Origin of the sequence: Zhouia spongiae (genome assembly GCF_022760175.1) — a bacterium.
Classification (GTDB): domain Bacteria; phylum Bacteroidota; class Bacteroidia; order Flavobacteriales; family Flavobacteriaceae; genus Zhouia; species Zhouia spongiae.
Window position 1 is genome coordinate 3,940,482 of the sequence record NZ_CP094326.1, and the last position, 12,011, is coordinate 3,952,492.

Here is a 12,011-nt window from a genome sequence, read left to right on the forward strand (position 1 = left end):
ATCGGGTCTAAGATACACTCAGGAGCTCTTAATAGGGCGAAATTATCGACAAAGAAATCTTTTAATCGACATACCGACCCTTATAAATGAGATTATTTTAATGCAATATATACGATTATGCTTGGTTTAAAACTACCTACCGATCCCAGATGGGTTAATATAGTAGAAAAGAATATTGAAGAAATCCTTACCGATCATGCTTACTGTGAACAAAAAGCAACAAGCACAGCAATCTCTTTAATTGTTCATTTTCCTGAATATACAGAACTCGTTCAGGAAATGACAGCCCTGGTAAAGGAAGAAATCAGTCACTTTAAAATGGTTCATGATAAAATAATCGCCCGTGGATGGGTTTTAGGAAGAGAACGCAAAGATGAATATGTAAACAGGCTGATGAAATTCTTCCCCAAAGGCGGAAGCAGAACTACGCAACTGGTTCACCGTTTACTTTACGCAGCCCTTATTGAAGCCAGAAGTTGTGAACGCTTCAGGTTATTATCGGAAGAGATCAACGATAAAGAACTTGCCTCCTTTTACAGGAACCTAATGACCAGTGAAGCCAACCATTACACCATGTTCTTGGGTTTTGCCAGAAAGTATGGAGATCGTGAAGAAGTAGACCGGAAGTGGCAAGGTTTACTGGAGTTCGAAGCTAAGATCATGCTGGAATTGGGTAAAGATGCCACAATGCACGGATAAAACATTCTTATCAGAATGTTTATACATAAATTCTACAAAGGCTAGTGTGATGAAAGCAACGGACTTGAACGAAGTTTTTTGAAATTAATTCAGTTAGAAATACAGCATTTTCTTTTCCGGTCAATAACCCGCAAAAGCCTGCTTAACGCAGGCTTCATACGGACTGATAAAGATAAGGGGCTAACTTTTCTTATCAGAAACTTAACTAACTAAACACTTAAAGAATATGAATGATCACAGTATCAGCACTTTGGCTACATTATAATTGAACAAATTAAGAGAGTATTACTTTTTTACCAACATCAGGGTATAGTACACCCTTCCCTCGGCATTCTTTTTGGCTGAAACACCTATGTGGGTAAAATCTCCGTCGATATTATCCCTATGCTTGGTACTGGCCAGCCAGGCATCGACTACACCTTTCGCAGTACTATAACCATAGGCAACATTTTCCCCTACCAAAATAGCATTTACTTTTTCTTTTAACTCTTTTTCACGGGTAAAGAAATACTCATGGCTTACCTCTCCTTTTTCGATCATATAATCGGTATGGGAAGCGGCTACATCTTTTACAGCCTTCAAGTAATCCAGGACCTTCAGATTGCTATCTTCACGATGATCGTTTATCAATTCAACAACCATTTCCTGAAGACTCAGGTCTTCTATCTTAATATCAATGGCTACGTTCTCTTCTGAAAGGAGCTCTTCTTTAGAGCAGGAAGTCAGGAATACGGGCATCATTACTAAAGATGCTAACAGTAAAATAGATTTCATGTTCGGTAAGTTTGGTAGAACTAACTTACCAAAAAAATCAATACTTAACGACTAAATGCATATTTTTTCGATGAAATGCAATATTCATTAAAATTCAATCTCCATTCGATATCTTTAAAACAACTAAGGAGCCAGCCTGTTGATTTTCCAACAATAATCATCTTGTAAGGTATACCTGATCCTGTCGTGCAAACGGTTCGGACGACCTTGCCAAAATTCTATCGATCGCGGTCTTACCAGATACCCTCCCCAATAATCGGGTCTGAGAATTTCTTTTCCCTTCATTGTTGTTTCGAGTTCTTTTAGCTTCTTTTCAAGGATATCTCTGCTTTCTATTACAGAACTTTGCTCAGATACTATGGCGCCAAGCTTACTTCCATCAGGCCTTGATTCAAAATATCCGTCAGACATGTTAGGAGCCAGTTTTTCAGCCACTCCTTTTATAATTACCTGGCGTTCGAGGTTAGGCCAAAAAAAAGACAAGCACAAATTAGGATTTGCCGCTATCGCTTTTCCTTTTTCACTATTGTAATTGGTATAAAATATAAATCCTTCGTAGGTATATTTTTTCAGTAACACAACCCTGCTTTTAGGAAAGCCGTCCAAACCGATAGTAGATACCGTCATTGCGTTAGCTTCTTCTACACCTCCAAAACGTTCAACTTCATAAAACCAGGTTTGGAATAACTGTATAGGGTTGTCCGGCACATTGCTTTCGATAAGCTCTCCTTTTTGGTAATTTTTACGGTAATCTCCTAAATCGTTTTGCATGAGGTATCTTTTAAAATCTGTACAAAAATAAAAAGAAGTAACAGGTATTGGTATATAACTTCGCGGTTAAGTAGCTAATTTTCCTTCTTCCGGCAAACTACCTGCTCCCCGCTTTTCAGGAACTCGCTGAAAAACAGCCTTTTCGCAAGTAACTTACAACTGAAACTCTTTACCATCTTCGGCAAGATGAACGTTTGAAAAAACTGTTTCAGCTTCTTCCTTAAATACTTCCAAACCTTTATACCGCGTTGAATAATGTCCTAAAATAAGCATCCGGGCATTTGCTTTTTTAGCTATCATTGCTGCCTCAGCAGCAGTAGAATGTCCGGTTGGAGCTGTCAGGTGTTTGTGCGCCTCGGTAAACGTACTTTCATGGTACAATACTGTTACATCTTTAATTATCGAAAGGATTTTTTCGGTATAAGCAGTATCACTACAAAAAGCGTAGCTCTTTGAAGGAGGCGGAGATAATGTAATCTGGTCGTTCGAAACAATAACACCATGTTTGTTTTCAACGTCCTGCCCCTGCTTTATCTTCCTGTAATATGCCACATCTATATCATACGCTTCAACAGCCTCAATATCGAGTTTTCTCTCCAGAGGCCTTTCTTTAAAGAAGAATCCGTTCGTATATACCCTATGCACTAAAGGAACCGTTCGTACCACAACTTTATCATCTTCAAAAACAACTTCCGACTCCTGAGATGTCAGTTCATGAAATATTAACGGAAAATTGGTCCAGGTATTACCGACGGTAAGCATTGCTGTCACGGCCTTTTTTATTCCTTTTGGTCCGTATACATGTAATTCAGCCTCCCTTCCCAACAGCATAAATGTTGAGATAAGTCCCGGTAATCCAAAAAAATGATCTCCATGTAAATGCGAAATAAAGATATGTTTAATCCGTGCAAACTTTATTTTCTGTTTTCTAAGCTGTACTTGTGTTCCTTCACCACAATCGATCAGAAAAAGGTGCCCTCTTATATCCAGCACCTGAGAAGTAGGGTTCGTTAAAGCCCTTGGGGTAGCACTGTAACAACCTAGTATTGAGAGTTTCAATGTTCTATTTGTTATTTATTATAATTATGCCTTATAATTTAACTTCTATTCTTTTTTTCATTGTCAAAAAAAGAATCAAATCCAGATATTTTACAGGTCAAGATCTCTTTCGATTTCGTCCATTTCGATAATATCAAAAGCTTCTTTTAATGTTGGTACCACTATCAGATCGTTATGAACATCGTTAAAGTTAACAGCATTTGATACGATCACGAAGGATTTTTTTCCTTCAGTATGCTTGTTATGCAGCGGCAATAACTCCAATAGGTCACCGGCTTCAATTTTAGTGATGGACAATAAGTTTATGATTAAATTGTCGTTCTTCCATTTAGCCTGCGATTCATTCAACCTGCTTAAAAAAGTAGCTAATGATACAGCCTCCTGGGTGGCTACAGTTGTGTTTCCTTGTTTATCAAAAATCATAGTACTACTGTTTAATTTTAGACGCTAATAAATAAATAACTGCCATTCTGATGGCTACTCCATTCTCAACCTGGTTGAGAATTATGGCCTGTTTCGAATCGGCCACATCGCTCGTGATCTCCACCCCTCTGTTTATCGGTCCCGGGTGCATTATAATAATTTCCTTATCCAGTGAATCCAATATTTTTTTATTAACACCAAACAATTGGGTATACTCTCTCGTTGACGGGAAATAGCTGATATCCATCCGTTCGTTCTGTACGCGCAACATATTGGCTACATCACACCATTCCAACGCAGCCCTTAAATCAGTCTCAACCTCTACTCCCAAAGATGTGATATATTTTGGCATCAAGGTTTTCGGACCACATACTTTTACGTTCGCTCCCTGTAACTTTAATGCAAAAATATTGGACAATGCAACCCTTGAGTGCAGGATATCCCCCACTATCACTACATTCTTCCCTGCTACATCCCCTAACCTCTCTCTGATAGAATACGAATCCAGTAATGCCTGCGTAGGATGCTCATGGGTACCGTCACCTGCATTAATAATGCTGGCGTCTACATGCTTAGACAGAAACACGCCGGCTCCGGGATTCGGATGACGCATCACTACCATGTCAACTTTCATCGATAATATGTTATTAACAGTATCGATCAATGTTTCTCCTTTGGCTACAGATGATTGCGAAGCCGAAAAGTTTACCACATCGGCAGAGAGTCTTTTTTCAGCCAGTTCAAAAGAAAGCTTTGTTCTTGTACTGTTCTCAAAAAACATATTGGCGATGGTTATATCGCGTAAAGAAGGTACTTTTTTTATCGGACGATTGATCACTTCTTTAAAGTGATCGGCAGTTTCGAATATCAATTGAATATCTTCTTCTTTAAGATATTTTATGCCCAGTAAGTGATTCACACTTAATTCACTCATTGCTAAATAATTGTTTTCTAATTATTAATTAAATATACCACATCTTCCCCGTCGTTCTCTTTCCATAAAACCTTGACCTTCTCCTGATTAATGGCATCCACCTGCCTTCCCCGGTAATCGGGCTGAATGGGCAAGTGCCGGCTAAACCGTCTGTCGATAAGCGTTAAAAGCTCTATTTCTGCAGGGCGTCCGAAAGACTGAATTGCAGTAAGAGCAGCTCTAATACTCCTGCCTGTATAGAGTACATCATCAATAAACACCACCTTTTTATTTTCTACCAGAAAATTAATATTGGTTTTATTGGCCTCCAGAGGTTTTTCCCCTCTTCGAAAATCGTCCCGGAAAAATGTAATATCGAGATATCCTAAATTTACATCGTTGACATTATAATCTTCTGCAAGAATCTTACTCAGACGTTCAGCCAGGTGAACTCCTCTTGGTTGGATCCCAATCAGAACCGTATTTTTAAAATCTAAGTGATTCTCTATCAGCTGACAAGCCAAACGATGCAGTATAATGTGAATCTCTTTGGAAGAAAGCAGAACTTTTTGACTCATAATTTCGAATTGCAATCGTGTTTGGCCTGTAAAAATACGGATTTATTGCGAAATAAAAGTAACTTGTAGAATGATGATTTTATCGTTACAGATAAGAAGGTGATTGTCAGCCAGAACAACCTTTACGAGTGTCTATTTAACAAATCCACTACTGCATTTCGCCTAAATCCCATATTGTAGTTTTCAATTTTCTTATGAATTGCTTTAACACGAGGGCGGTTCAACCCGAAACCCTATCAAGGTGCCAACCAACTTATAATTAAAAACAATACTTCCGTAAAGGCAGTCTTTACAAAAAACCCATTAAAAGTAAAAGCCCTCGAAAATCGAGGGCTTTTAAATGTTATTCCGATAAAGTCAGGATTATTTTCCTTCCATTTTATCTTTTAACTCCTGTAACGCATCTAAATCACCCAGTGTTGTTTTCTCACTAGCTGTACTAGAAGCTGCAGCAGCTTTTACATTTTTCTCTTCTTCTTCTTTGAAGATAGCAGTGTGACTGGCAACAACTTTCTTGAACTCTTTGTTGAACTCAATAATTTTGAAATCAGCGACATCACCTTTCTTCAATTTCTTACCATCTTCTTTCTCTAAGTGACGTGAAGGCACAAATGCTACGATATCCTCATTAAACTTGATAGTTGCACCTTTGTCAACGATCTCATCGATAGCTGCATTGTGTACAGTACCTACTGCAAATTCCTGTTCGTATTTGTCCCAAGGATTTTCAGTAGTTTGCTTATGCCCAAGAGAAAGTTTACGTCCTTCTACATCTAATTCAAGAACTTCTACCTCTAATTCGTCTCCGATGTTTACAAACTCAGATGGGTGCTTGATCTTCTTAGTCCAAGAAAGGTCTGAGATATAGATTAATCCGTCGATACCTTCTTCTAACTCTACAAATACTCCGAAGTTAGTAAAGTTTCTTACGATACCTTTATGCTTGGATCCTACAGGATACTTAGAAGTAATATCAGTCCACGGATCCGGAGTCAACTGCTTCATACCAAGTGACATCTTACGCTCATCACGGTCTAACGTTAAGATAACAGCTTCTACCTCATCACCTACTTTAACGAAGTCCTGAGCAGAACGCAAGTGTGTACTCCAAGACATTTCAGATACGTGAATTAAACCTTCAACACCTTCGGCAACCTCTACGAACGCACCATAATCAGCTATAACAACTACTTTACCTTTTACTTTATCACCTACATTTAAGTCGGCATCTAAAGCTTCCCAAGGATGTTTCTGTAATTGCTTAAGACCTAATTGGATTCTAGACTTGTTATCATCAAAGTCTAAGATAACAACGTTTAATTTCTGGTCTAGTTCTACAACTTCGTTAGGGTGGTTGATACGAGACCAAGACAAGTCTGTAATGTGGATTAATCCGTCTACGCCACCAAGGTCGATAAATACACCGTAAGAGGTAATGTTCTTAACAACACCTTCTAATACCTGACCTTTTTCCAGCTGACCGATAATCTCTTTCTTCTGTTCTTCAATATCAGCTTCGATAAGTGCTTTATGAGAAACAACAACGTTTTTGAATTCGTGGTTGATCTTAACCACTTTGAATTCCATTGTCTTGTTTACATATTGATCGTAATCACGGATAGGTTTAACATCGATCTGAGAACCTGGTAAGAATGCCTCGATTCCGAATACGTCAACGATCATACCACCTTTAGTTCTGCACTTAACAAAACCATTAACGATTTCTCCTTTATCGTGAGCTTCGTTTACTCTATCCCATGCTTTGATCACACGAGCTTTTCTGTGAGAAAGTACCAGCTGACCTGACTTATCTTCTCGAACATCGATCAATACCTCTACTTTATCACCTACTTTTAAATCAGGATTGTAACGGAACTCATTTAGAGAGATAACACCTTCAGACTTTGCATTGATATCGATAATCGCTTCTCTGTCCGTTAAGTGTACTACAGTACCTTCTACTACATCGTCATCAGCAGTTTCAACGAAGTTTTTCTCTACTAAATCTTCAAACTCCTTAAGTTTGTTGTCTTCAACTTTCTCAATACCTTCTTCGTATTTTTCCCAGTTAAAGCTCTGTAAAAATTGTTCAGGATTTTGTTGTTCCTGTACTTCTGGATTTGTGTTTGTATCAGCCATTTGCTGAGTATTAAATTTGTATTCTACATTTAATGAAGAGGTTATGCATCTTAAACGCAGAAGCTATTATTGTTTATTTTTTTCTTCCCCCTTTCCCTCTGTCTACATGCTAAAAAGGAGTGCAAAATTAAAACAATAATATTTGATTCACAAACAATTAGAAGAATTACTTCGGAAATCTTCCCCGAATTTAAATCATTGTTTTTCAATCACTCGCAATGCCATACCCCTGATACGCTCAAACTGATCTTGTAGCCCCATATCGGTATTGTCAAATTCAATAGCTCCCTCAGCTTTGGTCAATGGTGAATTTACACGATGGGAGTCAATATAGTCGCGGTTCTGTACATTCTTCAGCACATCTTTAAAGTCTACATCTTCACCTCTGTCGAGCAATTCTTTATACCGTCTGTGAGCTCTGGTTTCCGGCGATGCCGTCATAAAAAGTTTTAGCTCAGCATCCGGAAATACCACAGTTCCGATATCGCGACCGTCCATGACAACCCCTTTATCCTTACCCATATTCTTTTGGATATCGACCAGTTTTTGCCTTACTTCAGATACTGCCGCAACTGTACTGACATACTCAGAAATACGAAGGCTCCTGATTTCTTTCTCTACATTCTTCCCGTCGAGGTACATTTCGGCATAACCCAGAGCCTGGTTGAATTCAAACTTCAGCTTGATATACGGCAACATTTTTATCAGGGCCTGGATCTTATTTGTTTCTTCTCCTATAAATCCATTTTCCAATGCATATAACGTTACGGCACGGTACATGGCACCTGAATCGACATATACATATCCCAGGGCTTTAGCCAATTGCTTGGCAATGGTACTTTTTCCCGTTGATGAATATCCGTCGATCGCAATGGTAATTTTTTTCATCTGTTTATTTTTATTTGTTTTTAATTGGTCAGATGTAATTCGCCATTAAGCATTTCGGTTGGTATCAACTTGATTGTTATGGCTCATTTCATATAGTTATTGTGTGTTTAAAAAAATTAAGGCCGGAAGAATTTCCAGCCTTAATTTAAGCAACTCTTTATAAATTCTTAGCGTTTTTAACTTTTTGTTTGGTGACAGCAATATCGATCACCTCCCTCATTTCACGTACATAATGGAATGTTAAACCCTTGAGATATTCTTGTTTTATCTCTTCTATGTCCTTTCTGTTATCTTCACATAAGATGATTTCTTTTATCCTGGCTCTTTTGGCCGCAAGGATTTTTTCTTTTATACCTCCCACCGGCAACACCTTTCCTCTCAGGGTAATTTCACCTGTCATGGCGATACTCTTTTTAACCTTTCTCTGCGTAAAAAGCGATACTAAAGAAGTTAGCATGGTAATACCTGCACTCGGCCCGTCCTTCGGGGTTGCTCCTTCCGGCACATGCATGTGTACATTGTATTTATCGAACACCTCAGGGTTAATACCAAGATCTTCGGCATTCGATTTGATATATTCCATAGCTATGGTAGCAGACTCTTTCATCACCTGCCCGAGGTTACCGGTAATATTCAAACTCCCTTTACCCTTCGATAAAATCGCCTCAATAAACAATATATCTCCTCCGACACTTGTCCATGCCAAGCCTGTTACCACTCCGGCAACGTCGTTATTTTCGTATTTATCACGCTCCATTCGTGGTGGTCCCAATACATCTTCTACATCATCGACAGTTACCTTTACATTGTATTCTTCTTCCATCGCTATCGACTTGGCTGCATGACGTACCATCTTGGCAATTTGTTTTTCGAGACTACGTACTCCTGATTCACGGGTATAGCCCTCGACAATCTTTTCGAGTTCTCTTTTCCCAATCAACAGGTCTTTTTTCTTTAAACCATGCTCTTCCAATTGCTTTGGCAGTAAATGGCGTTTTGCTATTTCAACTTTTTCTTCTATGGTATAACCGGTAACGTTAATGATCTCCATCCGGTCGCGCAAAGCAGGCTGGATTGTAGACAAGTTATTTGCGGTAGCGATAAACATTACTTTAGACAAGTCGTACCCTACTTCCAGGAAGTTATCGTAAAACTCATTATTCTGTTCCGGATCCAACACTTCCAGCATCGCCGAAGAAGGGTCCCCACTATGGCTCACCGATAACTTATCGATTTCATCTAAAATAAAGACCGGATTTGATTTTCCTGCTTTTTTAACCGACTGTATGATTCTACCGGGCATAGCCCCTATATATGTTTTCCTGTGTCCGCGGATCTCTGCTTCATCCCTTAATCCCCCCAATGACATACGAACGTATTCTCTACCGATAGCTTCGGCTATTGATTTTCCCAATGAGGTTTTGCCGACTCCCGGAGGTCCGTAAAGGCACAGAATAGGAGATTTCATATCATTACGCAGCTTAAGCACTGCCAGGTACTCGATAATACGTCTTTTTACATCTTCGAGCCCGTAATGGTCCCTATCGAGAATTTTCTGTGCTCTTTTTAAATCAAAGCTGTCTTTTGAAAACTCATTCCACGGCAATTCCAAAAACAGATCGAGATAATTACGCTGAATTGAATATTCGGCCACCTGAGGATTCATACGCTGAATTTTCCCCAACTCTTTCTCGAAATGCTCTTTAACCTTCTTACTCCATTTTTTCTTCTTGGCACGCTGACGCATGTCTTCAATTTCGGTCTCCGACGAATTCCCTCCCAACTCTTCCTGGATGGTCTTCATCTGCTGATGTAAGAAATATTCACGTTGCTGCTGGTCAAGATCAAGTTTTACCTTCGATTGGATATCTTTTTGAAGTGTCAAACGCTGAAACTCAACATTCATAAACCTCAATGTAGCCAGCGCGCGTTCCTTAAGGTCATTATTCTCCAGCAAAGCCTGTTTCTCCTTAAGGTCGAGATTCAGATTGGAAGAAATAAAATTAATCAGAAACGAAGAGCTCTCTATATTCTTTATAGCAAAAGAAGCTTCTGACGGGATATTAGGACTCTCTTTAATAATCTGGAGAGCCAATTCTTTTATAGAAGCTATGATGGCGTCAAATTCCTCGTTTTCTTTATCCGGTCTTGCCTCCGGCACTTCTTTTATTGTCGCTTTAAAATACGGTTCTTCGGCAATGATACTGTCTATTTCAAAACGCTTTTTACCCTGAATGATCACAGTTGTGTTTCCATCCGGCATTTGCAACACCCTGAGAATCCTCGCTACAGTACCTACTTTATTAATATCGGTAGCTGTAGGGTCTTCTACGGTTTCATCTTTTTGAGAGACAACCCCGATAATTTTACCGCCATTGGAGGCTTCTTTAATAAGTTTTATTGATTTATCCCTTCCCGCCGTAATCGGGATCACCACCCCCGGAAATAAAACCGTATTCCGCAATGGCAAAATAGGGAGAGATTCCGGCAACGATTCATTATTAATCTCTTCTTCATCCTCCGGCGTCATTAACGGGATCAACTCTGCGTCTTCATCAAAGTTTTGCAATGACAAACTGTCAATATTTAAAATTTTTGTTTTGCTCATAATTCTTTTTAAGTCATTCTGTCACGCAGAATACTGTTTTTTTCTTTTCTCAATAACACAGGAACACCCATAAACAACTAAATGCAAGACACTTAACAAGTTGTCTATCTGCGTACACTTATCCGGTATAAGACAATAGCCATGCCATTTTTTAATCATCAAAGAAAAATGAACAATAAGTGCTTCTCCTTTTGTCACCTGCACCGACATCCAATTATCCGGTAAAATCTGAGGGATCATTTTTAAAATAACTTATACGTCCTGACCTTATAAAAAAATTGATCGAAAAGCATTACTTTTGATTTTAGGAAAACAGCGATGGTCAACATTCAAAAAAGCATACCAAACGTACTTACTATAGCAGGTAGCGATCCCTGTGCCGGTGCCGGAATACAAGCAGACATAAAAACCATAAGTGCATGCGGGTGCTATGCTGTTTCTGTTATCACGGCACTCACAGCTCAAAACACCAGGGGGGTTTCACACATTCACCGACTCCCTGTTTCGATCGTCTGGAAACAATTAAAAGCCCTGGCTGATGATACCAGAATTAACGCCGTTAAAATAGGAATGTTGCCCGATACAGCCATTGTAGAAAACATAGTTAAAGCCATAGACCAGTTCAGTCTTGGCAATATTGTTCTGGATCCGGTCATGGTTTCCTCATCCGGGAAACCCCTCATAGACCCGGCGGCATTAGTAGCGCTTAAAAGTTCATTAGCACCAAAAGCAACTTTAATCACACCTAATCTCGATGAAGCCAACATACTGCTCAAAGAAACGATTCATAAAGAAAAACTCGGTCACTACACACAAAAACTCGCTATGACACTGGGTACATCTGTATTGCTTAAAGGCGGTCATTTAGCCGGAAATACAACAACAGACACCTTATTTGATATCGGCACGGAGACACTCTACTCTTTTAAATCGGAGAGAATTAAAACAAAAAACCTGCATGGTACAGGATGTACGCTTTCTTCTTCGATTGCTTCATACCTTGCTTCCGGCCATCCTTTACCTGAAGCTGTAGGTTTGGCTAAAGAATATATTCAACAAGCCATTGTCCATGCCCGTCACCTCAATGCAGGTTCAGGAAATGGCCCACTTCATCATTTTTGGAAACAAGATTTCTAAAATCAGTAGGTTAGCGATCCTC

Annotated in this window: 11 protein-coding genes; 2 read left to right on the top strand and 9 right to left on the bottom strand. The window is 39.2% G+C overall.

Annotated features, from left to right (window positions below):
* Nucleotides 1-117: 117 nt before the first annotated feature.
* Complete coding sequence (locus MQE36_RS16480) at nt 118-699, top strand: MiaE family protein (protein ID WP_242937067.1); 582 nt, start codon at nt 118-120, stop codon at nt 697-699.
* 285 nt (nt 700-984) lie between these two features.
* Here the strand turns inward: MQE36_RS16480 and MQE36_RS16485 are convergent, their stop codons facing one another.
* The 9 genes from MQE36_RS16485 to lon all read right to left on the bottom strand — a co-directional run bounded on the left by MQE36_RS16485 (nt 985) and on the right by lon (nt 10,852).
* Complete coding sequence (locus tag MQE36_RS16485; protein ID WP_242937068.1) at nt 985-1,473, bottom strand: CAP domain-containing protein; 489 nt, start codon at nt 1,471-1,473, stop codon at nt 985-987.
* A gap of 123 nt (nt 1,474-1,596) precedes the next feature.
* On the bottom strand, nt 1,597-2,244 hold the full coding sequence (gene pdxH / locus MQE36_RS16490) for a pyridoxamine 5'-phosphate oxidase (protein ID WP_242937069.1): 648 nt from the start codon (nt 2,242-2,244) through the stop codon (nt 1,597-1,599).
* 153 nt (nt 2,245-2,397) lie between these two features.
* Nucleotides 2,398-3,303 carry a ribonuclease Z gene (locus tag MQE36_RS16495; protein WP_242937070.1) on the bottom strand — a complete coding sequence of 302 codons (906 nt, stop codon included), beginning with the start codon at nt 3,301-3,303 and terminating at the stop codon, nt 2,398-2,400.
* Nucleotides 3,304-3,393: 90 nt separating this feature from the next.
* Nucleotides 3,394-3,726, bottom strand: a complete 333-nt coding sequence (locus MQE36_RS16500; protein WP_242937071.1) for a ribonuclease Z — start codon at nt 3,724-3,726, stop codon at nt 3,394-3,396.
* Between the two features lie 4 nt (nt 3,727-3,730).
* Nucleotides 3,731-4,660 carry an aspartate carbamoyltransferase catalytic subunit gene (locus MQE36_RS16505; RefSeq protein ID WP_242937072.1) on the bottom strand — a complete coding sequence of 310 codons (930 nt, stop codon included), beginning with the start codon at nt 4,658-4,660 and terminating at the stop codon, nt 3,731-3,733.
* Nucleotides 4,661-4,677: 17 nt separating this feature from the next.
* Nucleotides 4,678-5,217: a bifunctional pyr operon transcriptional regulator/uracil phosphoribosyltransferase PyrR gene (pyrR, locus tag MQE36_RS16510; RefSeq protein ID WP_242937073.1), complete on the bottom strand. Its 540-nt coding sequence runs from the start codon at nt 5,215-5,217 to the stop codon at nt 4,678-4,680.
* 363 nt (nt 5,218-5,580) lie between these two features.
* Nucleotides 5,581-7,356, bottom strand: coding sequence for a 30S ribosomal protein S1 (rpsA, locus tag MQE36_RS16515; protein WP_242937074.1), 1,776 nt, complete (start codon nt 7,354-7,356; stop codon nt 5,581-5,583).
* 195 nt (nt 7,357-7,551) lie between these two features.
* Complete coding sequence (gene cmk, locus MQE36_RS16520) at nt 7,552-8,244, bottom strand: (d)CMP kinase (protein ID WP_242937075.1); 693 nt, start codon at nt 8,242-8,244, stop codon at nt 7,552-7,554.
* 157 nt (nt 8,245-8,401) lie between these two features.
* Nucleotides 8,402-10,852, bottom strand: a complete 2,451-nt coding sequence (gene lon / locus MQE36_RS16525) for an endopeptidase La (protein ID WP_242937076.1) — start codon at nt 10,850-10,852, stop codon at nt 8,402-8,404.
* 318 nt (nt 10,853-11,170) lie between these two features.
* Between lon and thiD the strand changes: the two genes are divergently transcribed.
* Nucleotides 11,171-11,989, top strand: coding sequence for a bifunctional hydroxymethylpyrimidine kinase/phosphomethylpyrimidine kinase (gene thiD, locus MQE36_RS16530; RefSeq protein ID WP_242937077.1), 819 nt, complete (start codon nt 11,171-11,173; stop codon nt 11,987-11,989).
* The last annotated feature ends 22 nt before the right edge of the window (nt 11,990-12,011 follow it).

What these genes read in the sequence shown, in the direction of transcription:
- pdxH (WP_242937069.1), bottom strand. Translation starts at nt 2,244, where the DNA reads ATGCAAAACGATTTAGGAGATTACCGTAAAAATTACCAAAAAGGAGAG.
- lon (WP_242937076.1), bottom strand. Translation starts at nt 10,852, where the DNA reads ATGAGCAAAACAAAAATTTTAAATATTGACAGTTTGTCATTGCAAAAC.
- thiD (WP_242937077.1), top strand. Translation starts at nt 11,171, where the DNA reads ATGGTCAACATTCAAAAAAGCATACCAAACGTACTTACTATAGCAGGT.
- MQE36_RS16480 (WP_242937067.1), top strand. Translation starts at nt 118, where the DNA reads ATGCTTGGTTTAAAACTACCTACCGATCCCAGATGGGTTAATATAGTA.
- rpsA (WP_242937074.1), bottom strand. Translation starts at nt 7,356, where the DNA reads ATGGCTGATACAAACACAAATCCAGAAGTACAGGAACAACAAAATCCT.
- MQE36_RS16500 (WP_242937071.1), bottom strand. Translation starts at nt 3,726, where the DNA reads ATGATTTTTGATAAACAAGGAAACACAACTGTAGCCACCCAGGAGGCT.
- pyrR (WP_242937073.1), bottom strand. Translation starts at nt 5,217, where the DNA reads ATGAGTCAAAAAGTTCTGCTTTCTTCCAAAGAGATTCACATTATACTG.
- MQE36_RS16485 (WP_242937068.1), bottom strand. Translation starts at nt 1,473, where the DNA reads ATGAAATCTATTTTACTGTTAGCATCTTTAGTAATGATGCCCGTATTC.
- cmk (WP_242937075.1), bottom strand. Translation starts at nt 8,244, where the DNA reads ATGAAAAAAATTACCATTGCGATCGACGGATATTCATCAACGGGAAAA.
- MQE36_RS16505 (WP_242937072.1), bottom strand. Translation starts at nt 4,660, where the DNA reads ATGAGTGAATTAAGTGTGAATCACTTACTGGGCATAAAATATCTTAAA.